Source organism: Gordonia sp. LMA484 (assembly GCF_058129505.1).
This window is the reverse complement of sequence record NZ_CM176700.1, coordinates 6493462-6509873: the sequence shown is the minus strand read 5'-3', so window position 1 is coordinate 6509873 and position 16412 is coordinate 6493462. Positions and strand designations below refer to the sequence as shown.

Sequence of the window (16412 nt, the reverse complement as noted above, 5' to 3'; positions counted from 1 at the left end):
GACGACATGAACAATGCGACTGAGTTGGTCGCCTTCGCCGAGAGCTGGTACCGCTACGGCGGCGGCGATCCGGACGACATCATGGTCGAGTTCGGACTCACCGAGCTCGTGTACTTCACACGCCTTCGCGACGCCCTCGACGGAGACACCACACTGGACCCGGATGTGCGCAACGCCATCCGGGCCGTCGTCGCACATCGTCTGGGACAGCTTCCCGACGACGAGGACGGGCAGGCCATCGCCTGACCTCGTGGCCTGCTCGTCGGCCGGGCGGCTGGTCTGACGGTTTGCCTGTCACACCAGCTCCCAGGTCTCGAGGTCGGCGATGAACTCGTTCCAGGTGTCGTAGCGCAACGACATGATCTGCTCGGAGCGTGTGCCCTCGTCCAGACCGAGCGTGTCGGCCAGATCGAAGTCGGCCCAGAACATCCGGCCGACTACGTCGTCACGGAGTCCAACACAGAACGCGCCGCCGTCACCGTTGACCGCCGGACGGTACCGCTCGGGGATCAGTTCATAGTGGGTGGAGGTCGCATCCAACAGGATCTGCGCGTCGTCGAACGTGAGCACGTTGTGGACGAGACCGTTACCGCCCGTGCCGGGCACGATGCGCTCGGGGATCGGGCCGGCGCCCACGGTGAGAAGGTGGTCGCGGTAGTCGGCGGGTAGGCGCTGGTCGATGCGTGCTTCGAGCATGGCCACCTCCTCGGAGGTCCACAGTCGCGGTTCACTCAGAAATCGCATGGCTGAGTCCTCTACTTCTTCGCGCCACCGGTGTGACCGACGCCCTCGTGCAGGTCTCTCGGGATCAGCTGCATGGTGGTGCCGTCCTCGCTATGGTGCCAGGCGTAGTCCGGAGGCGGGTTCCAGTTGGGATCGTTGAGTCGTTCGCGAACAATTGCGTTGGCTCCACGTTTGTCGGCGGCGCGGTTGGTGAACCCGTCGGGCAGTTGCACGGTCTCCTTGGCGTAGGGGCCGAAGTCGGGATATCCCTTGTCGGTGAATCGAACCCCGTTCGGATACTTGTCCTTCAGTGTTCCCGGCAGTTCCATCACCTTTCCCGCGTAGCGGCCGTTGCGCGGATAGCTACCGTCCGGCAAGCGGTCCACCCCGGGCGGGGGCGGAGTGCCCGGTGGGATGACAACCGGTGTTGTCGGTGCCGGTGATGTCTGCGCCGGTGGGCCGCGTGGTGCCGACGGTCCGGCGGGAGGGGCCGACGGGGCGGGAGCAGCCGGCGGGGCCGGGACCGCAGACGGCGGTGTGGCAGGCGGTGGGGGCGGCACCTGCTCGGTCCGCGGCGGTGACGGAGCGCTCGGCGCAGGTGCCTCGTCGGGTGCCGGGGCGGGCTGGTCCGGGGCCTGCTGATCGGGGTCGGGCGCGAACAGGTCGACGATCGTCTCCAGGGTCCGGCCGATGATGTCGATGATCCGTACGTAGTCACCCCAGCCGCGCAGTGCTTGTGCCGGTGGATTATTCGGAGAGGTCGTGTCCGGCCGGCGGGTCTCCGGCCTCCTCCGGCCGTCGAGGTCGGGTGACTGTGGTGTCGACTCCCCGGGCTCGGCCTTCTGCTGTGGCGGCGACAGGATCCGGGCGGGCGGATTCGTGTCGTCGCGCTTCGGCTTCGGCGGCGACGCTGACGGCGGGTCGTCCGGCACCGCGGGTGGCGCCGGCGCCGGGGTCCGGTCGGTTCGTTCGGATTCCCCGGGCGACGATGTGCCGGGTGTCTGTGGCCGCGGTGCGACCCTCGGCTGCGAGTCCTGGTCTGGTCGTGTGCCGGCGGTCGGTCCGGAAGGGCGGTCAGTGGACCGATTCTCGCGGTCATGGGATCGACTTCGCTTGCTGTCTCCCGGTTCGCGGCTGTCGCGGTGCGAGGAGCTGCGGTCACCGCTACCAGGCGCCGTGGCGTTGGGGGTGTATTTGTTGGGACCTCGGTTCGGCGATGTGCCGGAGCGTCGATCGCCGGACCTGTCCTGCGCACCCTCCCCGCTGTCGCGACCAGAGGAGTTCGAATCACCACCCTGTGGTGCCCTGGTGTTCGGAGAATACTTGTGGGGACCACGATCCGGCTTCGGAGCGGGCGAGTGCGGCGTCGAGGGCTTGGCCGGGTCTGGGGCGGACCGGCCCGGCGAGCCGGGCGAGCCGGGTGCGTTGCCGCCGGGGCCGGCCTGCGGAGTTCGCGGCCTCAGCGTGTGCGCATCGCCGCCACCTGTGCCGGGCGATGTCGGTGAGGATTTGTTCTTCCCGCTCTTGTTGTCTGGGGACTGCGTCGAGGAATGCCCCGCACCCATCCCGTTCGGCGACGCTGCGATCGCGTGTGTGGCCGGCAGCGCACCGATCAGCATGATCGCCAGCACGGTGATGACCGAGCGAATCAACAATGTCATGGATCTCGAAGCCCGCATTGGTATCTCGCCTTCGTCTCGGTGGTCGATTCGAGGCGACTGTATGGCAGCAGCCCGAACCGAATCGAGGGCGGACTCGGAACTTCGGCCACGCGAACGACATCCGCCGAGCAGTTGGCAGCGATGGGGAACATTCGACGAAGTCGGTTGCGTCCCACAGGTAGGCGCAAGCCATGTTCACGACACCTTCGACCCCTGAGGAGCCTGCGAGGAGCCTCCGAGCCTGCGAGGACACGTCACCTGTCGATCCCCGAGGAGCCTCCGAGCCTGCGAGGACACGTCACCTGTCGATCCCTGAGGAGCCTCCGAGCCTGCGAGGATGCGTCACACCTGTCGATCCCTGAGCCTCGATCTTTCATGTGGTGGTGGGTTGGGGGTTTCGGCGGCTGGGTGTGGGGTTGGTGTGGTGTGGGTGTGGGTGATCGCCGGCGCTGGTGTTCGCCGGTTCTTCGGGTCCTGGGTTGAGGGGCAGGGGCTGCTGTGTGGTGTGTCAGGCGGCGTGCAGGGCGGTGTAGCCCTGGTAGATGAGGTCGTTGTAGGGCCAGCCGCGGGGTAGTCGTAGCAGGTGGCGTCGGCCGGTGTGGATGGTGCGTCCGGCCACGGCGAGGATGCATAGGCGCATGCGTTTGGGTTCGAAGAGGCGCGCGGGGTGGTGTTCGGGCCAGCATAGGGTTTGGGTCCAGGCCAAGAGTTCGGCGGCCAGGCAGACGATTTCGAGCCAGATCTGGTTTTTGGTGAACTCGTGGAAGGGCAGGTTGGCCATGCCGGTGTCTTTGAGGTTGCGGATGCGGTCTTCGGCGCGGGCGCGTTGGCGGTGGCGTAGTTCCAGGACCGGCAGGGTCCAGCCGGTGCCGCGGGTGTTGGTGGCGAACGCAGTGTAGCGGCGGCCGTCGATGTCGGTCAGGCGTAGTTGGGCGCCGGGGTCGGGGTATTCGCGGCGCACGATGACGCGCATCCCGGCCGGCCAGGGGTCGGTGGGGTCGGCGGCGGGGACGATCAGGTCGGTGAGCTCGGCGACCTGGGCGCCGTTGCGGGGTTGTTCGTCACCGTTGAACGCATCGCGCCAGGCCTGCTCGGGCAGCGCGGCGATGGCGGTTTTGACGTTGTCGTAGAGGGTGAACCCGATCGAGTACGCGAGTTTCTCGGCGCGCAGGAACCTGAGGAATTTTTTGGAACAGCCGCCGGCGTCGGTGCGGAGCAGCACCTGGGGGCGTTCGGCGGCGGGCAGTTGGGCCAGCGCGGCGGTCGTGGTGTTGATGTGCAGGTCGGCGCCTTGTGGGGAGGCGCCGCCGCGGCGTAGATCGATGATCAGTGGTTCGCCGGTGCCGTACTGGCCGTGATCGACGAACGCGCACATCGGGGAATGCCCGAACTGGCGTTTGTAGGTCAGTTGGGCGTGTTCTTTGAGTGAATGCGCACCGATGGTGGTGGCGTCGAGATCGACGATCACCTGCCCCCCATCGCGGGTGCCGGGTGTTCCGGCCAGCGGGCGCGCCCGCGTCCATACCCGGGTGCGGGCCGCGGCACGCGCGGCGCGGATCGCCGGTAGCGCCGTGCTCAGGTCGTCGGCCAACACGCTGATCAGCCGGGAGAACGTCGCATCCGAGGCCACCGGCCCGAACAGGTCGGGTTGGGCTCGCACGATCGCCACGTCGGCCGCGCAGTCACCGCCCAGAGCCAACGCGATCGCCAGATCCAGCAGCATCAGGCCCGGATCATGGGTGGCCCGCGGCGAGGTCCACGGCGCCAACGCCGCCGATAACGCCTCGTCCAGGCCCGCGACCTGCGCCGCGTCACGCAGCAGCAACGCCCCCGACGAACTCGTCAGCGACTCGCGGCGTTGATCATCGACAACCAGACGGGGATAGCGGTTATGCTTCACCTGCGAAGTGCCTTTCTGCCAGGAATTATTGTGTTGTGGAGATTCAATAATCCCTTGCCAGGTAGGCACTTTCGCATTTCCCACGCCGAACACCCCAAACAAACATGAAAGATCCAGGCTGAGGAGCCTCCGAGCCTGCGAGGACACGTCACGAAGGGCCGCCCCTTCGTGACACTCGGCTAGCGCCTCGTTCCTCAGGGAGCGGGTTGGGTTCTCACGCAACGATCACACCCTTCGGGGCAAGAAGCGTTTGGGGTTCTCGCGCGACGATCGCAACCCTTCGGGTCAACAAGCGTTTGGGGTTCTCGCGCAACGATCGCAACCCTTCGGGTCAACAAGCGTTGGGGTTCTCACGCAACCATCGCAACCCTTCGGGTCAACAAGCGTTGGGGTTCTCACGCAACCATCGCAACCCCCTCGGCTCAACAAGCGATTGGGGTTCTCGCGCAACGATCGCAACGTCGAGTCGCGAATCGGCGGAGACGCTCGGTGCGCCGACACAATCCGGCGCCCGGATGATGCGGTACCCGCATCGTCAACAAACCGTGCGCCCGTGTCCAAGTAACCGGCGTCACATTTCGCGAGGCTGGTCAGAGCAGGCAGATGCCTGACGGCCGGACTTCATCGCAGGCTCCGGCCCGAGCGATGGGAGCGAACATGACATCCGTACAGGACCTCGACGCCGGGACACTCCTCCCGCCCGACACCGCGGTGGACCTCTTCGTCGACGGAGTCTGGCGAAAGTCCGCCACCGCAGCCACTTTCGACGACTTGCATCCCGCTTCCGGGCGACTGCTGGTCCGGGTGGCAGCCGGATCGACGCAGGACGTCGACGATGCGGTGCGTGCCGCCCGCGCGCAGTTGAACGGCGAATGGGGCAACCTCTCCGGCGCCGCCCGCGGGCGCATCCTGTCCCGGATCGCCGATCTGATCGAACGCGACGGGGAACGGCTCGCCCTCCTCGAGGCACTCGACATCGGCAAGCCGATCGGGCAGCCCACCATGCTCGACATCCCCAACGCCGCCGCAACATTCCGCCACTTCGCCGGGTGGGCGGACAAGATCACCGGTCAGACCATCCCGACGGCCGGCTATTTCGGGCAACCGACCCACTCCTACACCGTTCGCGAGCCGGTGGGCGTCATCGGCGCCATCATTCCCTGGAACACGCCGCTGATGATCGCGGCCTGGAAACTCGCTCCTGCCCTCGCGTGTGGCAACACGGTCGTGGTCAAGCCACCGGAGGATGCCCCGCTGTCAGTCCTGCATCTGGCCCGCCTGCTGCAGGAGGCCGGGCTCCCCGACGGTGTGGTCAACGTCGTACCGGGTCTCGGGAACGTCGCAGGCGAAGCGCTCGTGGCGCATCCCGACGTCGACAAGATCAGCTTCACCGGAAGTCCGAGGGTCGGCCGACATATCGCGAAGGCGGCCGCGGACACCTTCAAGCGAACGACGCTGGAGCTCGGCGGCAAGTCTCCCCAGATCATCCTGGCCGACGCCGATGTCGAGGCCGCAATCAACGGCACCGCCATGGGTTTGTTCTTCAACCAGGGCGAGGTGTGCGCTGCAGGTACCCGCGTGCTGGTGCACCGGTCGCTCTACCAGCAGGTGGTCGACGGTTTGGCTGCCGCTGCATCTGCGCAGGTGCTCGGCGATCCGCTGGCCGAGACCACCACGATGGGCGCGCTGGTCAACGCCAAACAGCGCGACACAGTCCTGTCCTACATCGATGCCGGCAAACGTGAGGGGGCACGGGTCGTGGCCGGTGGCGAGGTTATCGACGGCGACGGGTTCTTCGTGCAGCCGACCATCTTCGCCGACGCGACCAACGAGATGACGATCGCGCGTGAGGAGATCTTCGGGCCGGTGGGCACCGTGATCGCGTTCGACGACGTCGACGATGCGATCCGGATCGCCAATGACACCGATTACGGCCTCGCTGCGAGCATCTGGACCCGCGACGTCTCCTATGCGCACACCCTCGCGAGCAAGGTGCGGGCCGGCGCGGTCTGGGTCAACGGATGGGCCGCGATCGACCCCGCATTGCCCTGGGGCGGCATGAAGACCAGCGGTATCGGCCGCGAACTGGGTTGGGCCGGAATCGAGGCCAACACCGAGGAGAAGGTCGTCACCGTCGTTCTCTGACCACCACGACCACCACCACCACCACGAACGAGGAAGGCAAGTATCCATGAAGACACAAGCTGCGGTGCTCTGGGAGCCCGGACAGGATTGGCAGATCGAGGAACTCGTTCTCGACGCCCCGAAGTACGGTGAGGTGAAGGTCGAGCTCGCCGCGTCGGGAATGTGCCACTCCGACGAACACGTACGAGACGGCAGCGTACCGGTCGGCATGTATCCCTACATCGGCGGCCACGAGGGCGCCGGTGTGGTCACCGAGATCGGCCCCGGTGTGACCACGGTCGAGGTCGGCGACCACGTCGCCCTCGGGTTCATCCCGGCCTGCGGACGGTGTCCGTCGTGCGCGACCGGAAAGTCGAGCATCTGCGACCTCGGCGCCAACCTTCTTGCCGGCGTGCAACTCTCCGATGGCACCGCACGGCATCACGTCAACGGCCAGGATGCCGGCCTCATGTGTCTGCTCGGCACGTTCGCCCCGGTCACGGTCGTCAACGAGGCGTCCTGCGTCAAGCTGACCAAGGACATCCCGCTGGACAAGGCCGCGCTCGTCGGCTGCGGTGTCACCACCGGTTGGGGATCGTCGGTCTACGCCGCCGAGGTGTCCGCCGGGGAGACCGTCGTGGTGCTCGGGATGGGTGGGGTCGGCTGCGGGGCCGTTCAGGGCGCCGCACTCGCCGGCGCCCGCCACGTCGTGCTGGTCGATCCGTCGCCGTTCAAGCGGGATCAGGCCAAGGTGTTCGGCGCCACCCATGCCGTCGCGTCCATCGACGAGGCGTTGGCGCTCCTGCAGGATCTGACCTGGGGCCAGCTCGCCGACAAGGTCCTCATCACGGTGGACGTGGCCGACGGCGCCCTGATCGCACCCGCGATGTCCCTGGTCGCCAAGGGCGGTGTGTGCGTGCAGGTCTCGGTCGGCGACATCACCTCGACCGAGGTCAGCATGAGCCTGTTCGATCTGACTGCCATGCGCAAGACCCTCAAGGGAGCATGGTTCGGCAACGCCAACATCCGTTTCGACATCCCCCACCTGCTCCGGTTGTACATGGAAGGCCATCTCAAGCTCGACGAGATGATCACCAGCACGTACTCGCTGGATCAGGTGAACGAGGGATATGCGGCTATGCGCAACGCCGAGAACGTGCGTGGCGTCATCATGTACTGACGTTTCGAACATTCTGTGAGAGTGCCGAACTCGCCCTGTGAACCATCGAGCAGGGCGGGTTCGGCACGATCAGTCGGCGAGCGATTGCGCGTCGCGGAACTGCCGCGGAGACATCTCGTACGCCTGCTTGAACAGACGCGAGAAATGGGAGGCGTCGACCAGTCCGTTCGCTGCGCAGATGGCGCCGATGCTGCGATGACGCTGGCCGGCGTCGGCGAGGTCACGTCTGCAGCGCTCCAGGCGACGTTGCCGGATGAATCCGGCGACGGAGTGTCCGTCATAGGCGAACAGCTTCTGCAGATACCGCATCGACACATGATGATGCGCGGCGACCGTCGTCGGGGTGAGGTCAGGATCGCCCAGATGTGCCTCGATATAGGCTCGGGCGGTGAGCAGGACGGTCTCGCCGGCACCGAGCGACTCGGTCGGCGCCGACGATCGGATGACCGCGCTGACCAGATCCGCGACGGCGTCCTGGACCAATGGCGCAGCCACACCGGCACCAGTGACGTCGGACCGCAGCGACACGAGAAGTGGTTTGAGCAGACCGGCCGTGCCCCGGTCGGTCCCGATGCTGCGGGCGGTGGCGTCGCCGAGTTCGCGGTCGGCGACTCGGAGTGCTTGTCGCGGAATCACTGCCACCAACATGTCGAACGAGTCCTCGAGGTCGAGGTCGTATTCGACGCTGGTGTCGTAGACCGACAGATCACCCGGACCGAGCTCGGCGAACCGTCCACGCTGGTGCACCCTGCTGTGTCCACGGAGCTGGAGCGCCACCTTGATCACGCCGGGATCGGCCCGGCGGATCATGGACGCCGATCGCCGGACCCGTGAGCGGTCCCCGATGACCTCGGAAAGCTGAAGCTCGCCGAGGGCCATCGAGTCGAGGAAGCCGCGAAACTCGCCGGCACGATCATCCGGTGAGGCGTCCAACGGCACGAACGCGGACGAGATCGCCTCACGCCACTCGTCGAAACCCACTGCGGCAGGAACGCCGACGTCGGCCGACCGGGTTCGTCCGGCATCGCCGTCGGGGTGAGAACGCGGCATCTGGTCTCCTCGTCAGTCCTGGGGCCGGTTGTCCACCAGTCGCTTCGCCTTCCCGGTCGAGCGGAACAGCGCGGCCGGTTCCACCGCATCGACGGCCACGGTGACCCCGATCCGGTCCTTGATCAGCTTCTGCAGCTCGGTGGCGGCCGCTCCCCGATGCTCGGCCGGTACGTCGTGACGGTACTCCACTTTCACCGTCAGCTGATCCATCCGGCCCGGTCGATCGAGGATGCACTGGAACTGAGGCGCCAACGCCGGCACGGTGAGGATCAGCTCCTCGATCTGGGTCGGGAACAGGTTCACGCCGCGCAGGATGATCATGTCATCGGTCCGGCCGGTGACCTTCTGCATGCGCCGCATCGACCGTGCCGTACCCGGCAACAGCCGGGTCAGATCCCGTGTGCGGTAGCGGATGATCGGCATGGCTTCCTTGGTGAGGGAGGTGAAGACGAGTTCGCCTTCCTCACCGTCGGGCATCACCTCACCGGTCATCGGGTCGATGATCTCGGGGTAGAAGTGGTCCTCCCAGATGTGCAGGCCGTCTTTGGTCTCCACGCATTCCATCGCCACACCCGGACCCATCACCTCCGACAGTCCGTAGATGTCGACGGCATCCATGTCCAGTTGCTGTTCCAGTTCCCGACGCATCTGCTCGGTCCACGGCTCGGCGCCGAACACCCCGGTCCGCAGCGACGTCGCGGCCGGGTCGATCCCCTTGGCCAGCATCGCGTCGACGATGGTCAGCATGTACGACGGCGTCACCATGATCGCGTCCGGGCGGAAGTCCTCGATGAGCTGGATCTGCCGATCGGTCATCCCGCCGGACATCGGGATCACCGTGCAGCCCAGTCGTTCCGCACCATAGTGTGCGCCCAGACCGCCGGTGAACAGCCCGTAGCCATAGGCGACGTGCACCTTGTCCGACGGTTTCACCCCGGCCGCACGCAGGCTGCGTGCCACGAGGTCGGCCCAGTTGTCGAGGTCGCCGGCGGTGTAGCCGACCACGGTCGGACGGCCGGTGGTGCCCGACGACGCGTGAATCCGCGACACCTGATCCTGCGGCACGGCCAGCATCCCGAACGGATAGTTTCCCCGCAGATCGGCTTTCGCGGTGAACGGGAACTTCGCCAGGTCGGCGAGCTCGTGCAGGTCGTCGGGGTGCACACCCCGCTCGTCGAAGGCCTGCCGATAGTGCGGCACGTTCGCATACGCGTGGGCCAGCGACCACCGCAGCCGCTCGAGCTGGGTCGCGGCGATCTCGTCACGCGACGCGAACTCCAGGTTTTCGGGACTTCCGGCCGTCGGTCGGGGCAACGTACTCGTCATCGTTCTACTCCGGGGATGTGTTCGGGATGATTGTGTTCTGGGGCATCGTGATCAGGCGTCGAAGTCGACGGTGACGCTGTCCCCGACGGGGAATGTCTGGCAGGTCAGGACGAATCCTTCTGCCACTTCGGCTTCTTCGAGTGCGTAGTTGCGTCGCATGTCGGTCTCGCCGCACGTCACCTTGGCCCGGCACGTGCCGCAGACGCCGCCCTTGCACGCGAAGGGAAGATCCGATCGCAACTGTTCACCGGCGTCGAGGATCGACTCGTCCTTCGGCAGCCGTCCGGTCACCGATCGGCCGTCCAGCACGATCGTGACGTCGCTGCTCGGGCCGGTGACGCCCGGCTCCCGATGTTTCTCCTGTGGTGGCGGCACGTCATCGACGTAGAAGAGTTCGTGGTGGATCCGCGATTTCGGCACGTCCAGGTCGGCGAGGACCTGTTGCGCGTCGATGATCATGCCGTACGGCCCACACAGCCAGAAGTGGTCGATGTCCGGTGTCGGCACGACGGTTTCGAAGATCGCGCGCAGCCGATCGGCGTCGAGTCGGCCGGTGAACAGTTCCACCTCACGCGGTTCGCGGGAGAGCACATGGATGACGTCGAGTCGCTCCCCGTACTCATCCTTGAGGTCGGCGATCTCCTCGGCGAACATGACCGATCGCGATCGCCGGTTCCCGTAGAGCAGAACGACTTCGGCATCAGGGTTGGTGAGCACCGACGCCGCGATCGACAGCATGGGCGTGATCCCCGATCCGGCGGCGATCAGGACGTGCCGGCCGCCGGCGGTGGGGTCGGCGACGAAGCTGCCGGTGGGCGCCTGCACGTCGATCCGGTCCCCCGGCCGTACGTCATGGACCAGCCAGGTCGAGAACAATCCGTCGCTCACCTCGCGCACACCGACCCGCGGCGCGGAGCCCGTCGGCGCGCAGATCGAATACGACCGCCGGTGTTCGACGCCGTCGATGGTGCGACTGAGCATGAGTGCCTGTCCGGGCCGGAAGTCGTACTCGCCGGCCAGATCTGCGGGCACGTCGAAGCGTACGGCGACGGCGTCGTCACACAGCTTCTCGACGTCGGCGACGGTCAGCGTGTGAAACGGCCTGTTGCGTGGTGGAGTGGCCACCGGTTCGGCGGTGGTGGTCATGGTCAGATCTCCTTCACGTGGTCGAAGGGTTCCGAGCAGCTCAGGCATCGGTAGTGGGCCTTGCACAGCGTTGCGCCGAATTCCGAGACCAGTTGTGTCGCATCGGAACCGCACTGGGGACAGGTGAGCGTCCGCGGCCGGGGGGTCAGCGTGAGCGGGATCGGGCCCGAGGTGCGCGCGGGCGCGGGCCGGGGCAGGGAGTACCCGTTGTCGGCGAGCTTGGCCCGGCCCTGGGCGGAGATCCAGTCCGTCGACCAGGCGGGGGCGAGTTGCGTGCGGACCACCACGCTGCGGTAGCCGTGTCGGGTCAGGGTGTGCTCGATGTCGTCGCGCATGGTCGCGATCGCCGGGCAGCCGGAGTAGGTCGGGGTGATGGTGACCACCACGCCGCCGTTGTCGTCGACCGCGACGTCGCGCAGCACACCCAGGTCGTCGAGGGTCAGCATCGGCATCTCGGGGTCGAGAACCGACGCGGCGAGCTCGTGGGCCGTCCGTTGGACCGTTGTCGGCATCGTCACCAGACCCCTTCGGGATGTGCCCGTGCCACGGACTGCATCTCGGCCAGCAGCAGCCCCATCGCCTCGGTGTGCAGACCGTCGCGGCCGCCCCGACCGCCGACCGTGCCGACGTTCCCGACGGTGGGTGTCTCGAGCTCCGCGGCATGCAGCACCTGGGTGAGCACCGCGTCGAATTCCGTGCGGACGTCGCGCGGATCGACGCCGACCGACAGCTGCGCCAATGCGATCTCCTCGGCGGTCGGCCGGAACAGCTCCTCGACATACGGCCACACGCGGGTCAGTGCCTGGGATACCCGACGCTTGGACTCGGTCGTCCCGCACCCGAGTGTGACAACCCAGCGGGCCGCGTAGTCGCGGTGATACGTCAGTTCTTTCACACCCTTGCGGGCGACCGCGGACAGCACCGGGTCGCGCGATGTGCGCAACCGATCGAAAATCGCCAACCGCCAGGTGACGAAGATCAGCAGTCGTACCATCGACGTCGCGAAGTCCCCGTTGTCCTGCTCGACGAGCCGCACGTTGCGGAATCCGGACTCGTCCCGGAAGAACGCCAACGCATCCTCGGCGGGTACCGGCGAGGTGTCCGAGATGTACGGGACCACCGAACTGTCGGCGGCCGCCGCTCGGGCGAGGAGCAGGCGGGCCTGCCCCAGCAGATCCAGTCCCACGTTGGCCAGCGCGACCTCTTCCTCGAGCTCGGGTGCGCGGGTACTCCACTGCGCCAGTCGCTGTGAGCTCAGTAGGGCGTCGTCGCCCAGCATCAGGCAGTACCCGGCGAGCGCGGTCAGATCGACGTCGTCGGGCACTGTGGTGTCCACCCCCGCGAGCGGGTCGTCAAAGCTGGTGCCGAAGGCCCACTGCCCGTGGGAGTCCTCGTCGACCAGCCCGTCATAGGCATTGTCGTGATCAGTCATGTCCAGGCCTCACATGTGGGGGACGTTGTCGGGGATCTCGTAGAACGTCGGGTGCCGGTAGACCTTGTCCCCGCTCGGCGCGAAGTACGCATCCTTCTCCGACGGGCTCGACGCCACGACCCGATTGGACGGGACCACCCAGATGCTCACACCCTCGTTGCGACGGGTGTAGACGTCCCGGGCGTGGCGCAGCGCCATCTCGTCGTCGGCGGCATGCAGCGAACCGACGTGCACGTGGTTCAGTCCGCGCTTGCCACGCAGGAACACCTCGTACAACGGCCAATCGGCCTTGACCTGTGCGCTTGCCGGCTGCACCGGCACGTTCTCGATTGGCACGGCACCGTGGCCGCCCTCGGCGGTCAGATCGCTCATCACGCCACCTCCTGCTTCCGGTTGGCGAAGGCCGTGGCCGCCTCGCGGACCCATGCACCTTCTTCGTGTGCGGCGCGACGGTTGGCGATCCGCTCCGCGTTCGCCGCGCCGTTGCCCTTGATGACCTCGGTGAACTCGCTCCAGTCCGGCTCCCCGAAGTCGTAGGACTGCCGGTCCGCGTTCCAGGTCAGGTCGGGGTCGGGGAAGGTGACCCCCAGCGCCTGCGCCTGCGGCACGCTCATGTCGACGAACCGTTGGCGCAGTTCGTCATTGGTGTGGCGCTTGATCTTCCAGTGCATCGACTGTGCGGTGTTCGGCGACTGGTCGTCGGGCGGACCGAACATCATCAGCGCGGGCCACCACCACCGGTCGACGGACTCCTGGACCATCGCCCGCTGTTCGTCGGTGCCGCGCATCATCGTCGACAGCAGCTCGTAGCCCTGGCGCTGATGGAAGGACTCTTCTTTGCACACCCGGATCATCGCCCGGGCGTACGGACCGAACGAGCTGCGGCACAGCGGAACCTGATTACAGATGGCCGCACCGTCCACCAGCCAGCCGATGGTGCCGACATCGGCGTAGGTGAGTGTGGGGTAGTTGAAGATCGAGGAGTACTTCTGCTTGCCCTCGATCAGCTTCGTCGTCAGATCGGCGCGGTCGGCGCCGAGGGTCTCGGCGGCGGAGTAGAGGTAGAGACCGTGGCCGGCCTCGTCCTGCACCTTGGCCATCAGGATCGCCTTGCGCCGCAACGACGGGGCACGTGTCAGCCAGTTCCCCTCCGGCTGCATACCGATGATCTCCGAATGGGCGTGCTGGGCCACCTGCCGGATGAGGGTCTTGCGGTAGCCGTCGGGCATCCAGTCGCGGGGTTCGATCCGCTGGTCGTCGGCGATGGTCTGCTCGAAGTACTGCTCGACATCAGCTGCGGAATCGACGTCCATGGGCTGTGACGTGGGCATCTGTCCTACTTTCAATACCGAATGATCGGTTGGTAAATAGTATGCGGGAAGGCGCGCCGGAGCACAAGGCCCCGGGTCAGCGACCGACGAACGTCGGCTTCTCCTTGGCCAGGAACGCGGCGACCGCAGCCTTGTGGTCGACACTGCATCCGAGCGTGACCTGCGCCTCGAGCTCACGGCCGAGGGCGGCGGTCAGACCGTCGGCGGATGCGGCGACCAACGACTTGATCTCCCGGTAGGCCGCAGTCGGTCCGTTCGCCAGCGAGCGGGCGACGTCGAGGGCGACATCGCGGACATCCGCGTCGTCGACGACGCAATGCACCAGACCCCAGTCCGACGCCTGCTCCGCGGTCACCTTGTCGCCCAGGAGCAGCAGGGCGCCGGCGCGACTCGCACCGAGGTTCTGCACCAGCGAGTGACTCAGGCCGGAGTCGGCGGCCAGGCCGATGCCACTGAAGGCGGTGGCGAAGGAGGTCCGCGTGCCGGCGATCCGTACGTCAGCGGTGAGAGCAATCCCCCATCCGGCGCCGACGCAGGCACCCGGGATGGCCGCCACCACCGGCACGCGCAGCCCGGACAGCGCCGTGATGAGCGGGTTGTAGTGCTCACCGACGGTGTTCATCGCGGTCGCGGGATTCGATTCGAGCGCACCGACATGTTCGCCGAGATCCTGTCCGACGCAGAAGTTCTTGCCTTCGGCCGTGAGCAGGACCGCCCGCACGTCGGCGTTGGCACCGACGGCGTGCACGGCGTCGACGAATGCCGTCTTGGTGGCCGCGTCGAGCGCGTTGTGCGCCTCCGGTCGTGCGAGCGTGATGGTGGCGAGTCCGTCGGAGATGTCGAGGGTGACGGTCATGATGTCGATCCTTCCCAGTCGTGGAAGCCACGGCCGGACTTGCGTCCGAGTTCACCGCGAGACACTTTGTCGCGCAGTAGTTGTGGCGGAGTAAAGCGGTCCCCGAGGGTGGCCGCGAGGTGCTCGGCGATGGCCAGGCGGACGTCGAGGCCCACCAGGTCCGTCGAGCGCAGTGGGCCCATCGGGTGCCGGTATCCGAGTTCCATCGCACGGTCGATGGATTCGGCGTCGGCGACGCCTTCCGCCAGCATCCGGATCGCCTCGAGTCCCAGGCACACGCCCAGACGGCTCGTGGCAAAACCCGGTGAGTCGTTCACCAGGACCTCCGCCTTGCCGAGCCGCTCCACCCAGCCGCGGACCAGCCCGACGGTCTCGGCCGAGGTGGTAGACGTGCGGACGATCTCCACCAGCGACGACGCGGGCACCGGATTGAAGAAGTGCATGCCGATGAACCTGGTGGAGTCCGTGAGCGCCACACCGAGTTCGGCGATGGAGATCGAGCTGGTGTTGGTGGCGATGGTGGTCGCCGGCCCGACCGCCTTCTCGATGGCGGAGGGCACGTCGATCTTGAGCGACGGGATCTCGGGGACCGCCTCGACCACGAGCGCGACGTCGGCGGGCAGGTCGAGCGGCCCGGAGACGGTACTCACCCGCTGCCGGATCGCATCGACGCCCTGCCCACCGAGCTTGCCCCGCTCGTGCGCGCGGGCGAGACCGGCGCTGACCCGGTCCAGGGCGGCGCTCTGGTCCGCCGCCTCGGCGATGGTCACCGTCGAGCCGAGCGTGGCGAAGACCTGGGCGATCCCGGCACCCATCCGGCCACCGCCGACCACGGCCACGGCATGGGGAATTGCGGTCATCGTTTCCTCTCCAGAAATGCGGTCATCCGTTGCTGCTTCTCGTCGGTCTCGAACAGCACCGCCTGCGCGATGTCGTCGACCCAGGGATGCGATCCCGGAGCGTCGACGATGGTCTTGGTCAGCCGCAACGCCAGCGGAGCCTGGCGGACGATCCGGTCCACCACGCGATGGGCCGCGGCCAGATGGTCGTCGACGATGTCGAGCACCAACCCGGTCTGCAGCGCCGCGTCGGCATCAAGCCGGCGACCGGCGAGCAGCACCTGCTTGGCCACCGACGCACCGACCAGCGTCGGCAACCGGTAGTTCGCGCCGGCCGCGGCCAGGATGCCCAGGCCGGGTTCCGGGTTGCCGAACACGGCGGTGGGCGTGGCGACCCGCAGGTCACAGGCGTAGGCCAGTTCGGCTCCGCCACCGAGCGCGTAGCCGCTGACCGCGGCGACCGTCGGGAGCGGCAATCGGGCGATGCGATCGAACAGGGTGCGGTTGATCCCCGCCAGCGCCTCGGCCCGCCGACGTTCGCGCAGCTCCCCGATGTCAGCACCACCGGCGAAGTGCTCACCCCTGCCGACCAGGATGAGCGGCTTGGGATCGCGTTCGATCCGGGCGCAGGCGTCATGGAGATCGTCGATCATCGCCGCATTGATGGCGTTGCGCTGGTCGGGCCGATCAAGCGTCACGACGAACCGGTCGTCGCGCTCCTCGAGTTCGATGGTCTTGCAGTCTGTCACCGATCACTCCTCGTGTCGTCCCGCTCACAGTAACCAACCTTTCGGTCGGTAATCAAGTGCCTGCGGTGGACTTTGTGTTGGGCGGGCGCGGCCCG

Annotated in this window: 16 protein-coding genes; 3 read left to right on the top strand and 13 right to left on the bottom strand. The window is 67.0% G+C overall.

Annotated features, from left to right (window positions below; translation table 11 throughout):
• Positions 1 to 6: 6 nt before the first annotated feature.
• Positions 7 to 246 carry a DUF3263 domain-containing protein gene (locus AC4AMJ_RS28975; RefSeq protein WP_489897640.1) on the top strand — a complete coding sequence of 80 codons (240 nt, stop codon included), beginning with the start codon at positions 7 to 9 and terminating at the stop codon, positions 244 to 246.
• Positions 247 to 294: 48 nt separating this feature from the next.
• On the opposite strand, the gene AC4AMJ_RS28970 is transcribed toward AC4AMJ_RS28975, so the two are convergent.
• The 3 genes from AC4AMJ_RS28970 to AC4AMJ_RS28960 form a co-directional block, all read right to left on the bottom strand.
• On the bottom strand, positions 295 to 744 hold the full coding sequence (locus AC4AMJ_RS28970; protein ID WP_489897641.1) for an SMI1/KNR4 family protein: 450 nt from the start codon (positions 742 to 744) through the stop codon (positions 295 to 297).
• An 11-nt stretch (positions 745 to 755) separates the two neighbouring features.
• Complete coding sequence (locus AC4AMJ_RS28965; protein ID WP_489897642.1) at positions 756 to 1655, bottom strand: HNH endonuclease; 900 nt, start codon at positions 1653 to 1655, stop codon at positions 756 to 758.
• Between the two features lie 1237 nt (positions 1656 to 2892).
• Positions 2893 to 4284, bottom strand: coding sequence for an IS1380 family transposase (locus AC4AMJ_RS28960; protein ID WP_489897037.1), 1392 nt, complete (start codon positions 4282 to 4284; stop codon positions 2893 to 2895).
• 657 nt (positions 4285 to 4941) lie between these two features.
• Here AC4AMJ_RS28960 and styD point away from each other — a divergent pair.
• The gene (gene styD, locus AC4AMJ_RS28955) at positions 4942 to 6429 is read left to right on the top strand and encodes a phenylacetaldehyde dehydrogenase StyD (RefSeq protein ID WP_489916459.1); all 1488 of its coding nucleotides are present in this window, start codon (positions 4942 to 4944) and stop codon (positions 6427 to 6429) included.
• 46 nt (positions 6430 to 6475) lie between these two features.
• Positions 6476 to 7588, top strand: a complete 1113-nt coding sequence (locus AC4AMJ_RS28950) for an NDMA-dependent alcohol dehydrogenase (RefSeq protein WP_489916457.1) — start codon at positions 6476 to 6478, stop codon at positions 7586 to 7588.
• Between the two features lie 69 nt (positions 7589 to 7657).
• On the opposite strand, the gene AC4AMJ_RS28945 is transcribed toward AC4AMJ_RS28950, so the two are convergent.
• From AC4AMJ_RS28945 to AC4AMJ_RS28900, 10 genes are all read right to left on the bottom strand, one after another.
• The gene (locus tag AC4AMJ_RS28945; RefSeq protein ID WP_489916455.1) at positions 7658 to 8638 is read right to left on the bottom strand and encodes an AraC-like ligand-binding domain-containing protein; all 981 of its coding nucleotides are present in this window, start codon (positions 8636 to 8638) and stop codon (positions 7658 to 7660) included.
• A 12-nt stretch (positions 8639 to 8650) separates the two neighbouring features.
• The gene (gene paaK, locus AC4AMJ_RS28940; RefSeq protein WP_489916453.1) at positions 8651 to 9964 is read right to left on the bottom strand and encodes a phenylacetate--CoA ligase PaaK; all 1314 of its coding nucleotides are present in this window, start codon (positions 9962 to 9964) and stop codon (positions 8651 to 8653) included.
• A gap of 51 nt (positions 9965 to 10015) precedes the next feature.
• Entirely contained in the window at positions 10016 to 11110 is a 1095-nt protein-coding gene (paaE, locus tag AC4AMJ_RS28935) for a 1,2-phenylacetyl-CoA epoxidase subunit PaaE (protein ID WP_489916451.1), read from the bottom strand.
• A 2-nt stretch (positions 11111 to 11112) separates the two neighbouring features.
• Positions 11113 to 11622 (bottom strand): 1,2-phenylacetyl-CoA epoxidase subunit PaaD, encoded by a 510-nt coding sequence (gene paaD, locus AC4AMJ_RS28930; RefSeq protein ID WP_489916449.1) that lies wholly within the window; start codon positions 11620 to 11622, stop codon positions 11113 to 11115.
• 2 nt (positions 11623 to 11624) lie between these two features.
• Positions 11625 to 12542: a 1,2-phenylacetyl-CoA epoxidase subunit PaaC gene (gene paaC, locus AC4AMJ_RS28925; RefSeq protein ID WP_489916447.1), complete on the bottom strand. Its 918-nt coding sequence runs from the start codon at positions 12540 to 12542 to the stop codon at positions 11625 to 11627.
• Between the two features lie 9 nt (positions 12543 to 12551).
• Positions 12552 to 12914 carry a 1,2-phenylacetyl-CoA epoxidase subunit PaaB gene (gene paaB, locus AC4AMJ_RS28920; RefSeq protein WP_489897650.1) on the bottom strand — a complete coding sequence of 121 codons (363 nt, stop codon included), beginning with the start codon at positions 12912 to 12914 and terminating at the stop codon, positions 12552 to 12554.
• Positions 12914 to 13873: a 1,2-phenylacetyl-CoA epoxidase subunit PaaA gene (gene paaA / locus AC4AMJ_RS28915; RefSeq protein WP_489916445.1), complete on the bottom strand. Its 960-nt coding sequence runs from the start codon at positions 13871 to 13873 to the stop codon at positions 12914 to 12916. The genes paaB and paaA overlap by 1 nt, the downstream gene beginning before the upstream one ends.
• 76 nt (positions 13874 to 13949) lie before the next feature.
• Positions 13950 to 14729 (bottom strand): enoyl-CoA hydratase/isomerase family protein, encoded by a 780-nt coding sequence (locus AC4AMJ_RS28910; RefSeq protein ID WP_489916443.1) that lies wholly within the window; start codon positions 14727 to 14729, stop codon positions 13950 to 13952.
• A complete protein-coding gene (locus AC4AMJ_RS28905) occupies positions 14726 to 15589 on the bottom strand; it encodes a 3-hydroxyacyl-CoA dehydrogenase family protein (RefSeq protein WP_489916441.1) in 864 nt (287 codons plus the stop codon). The genes AC4AMJ_RS28910 and AC4AMJ_RS28905 overlap by 4 nt, the downstream gene beginning before the upstream one ends.
• On the bottom strand, positions 15586 to 16317 hold the full coding sequence (locus AC4AMJ_RS28900) for an enoyl-CoA hydratase/isomerase family protein (protein WP_489916439.1): 732 nt from the start codon (positions 16315 to 16317) through the stop codon (positions 15586 to 15588). The genes AC4AMJ_RS28905 and AC4AMJ_RS28900 overlap by 4 nt, the downstream gene beginning before the upstream one ends.
• Positions 16318 to 16412 lie beyond the last annotated feature (95 nt).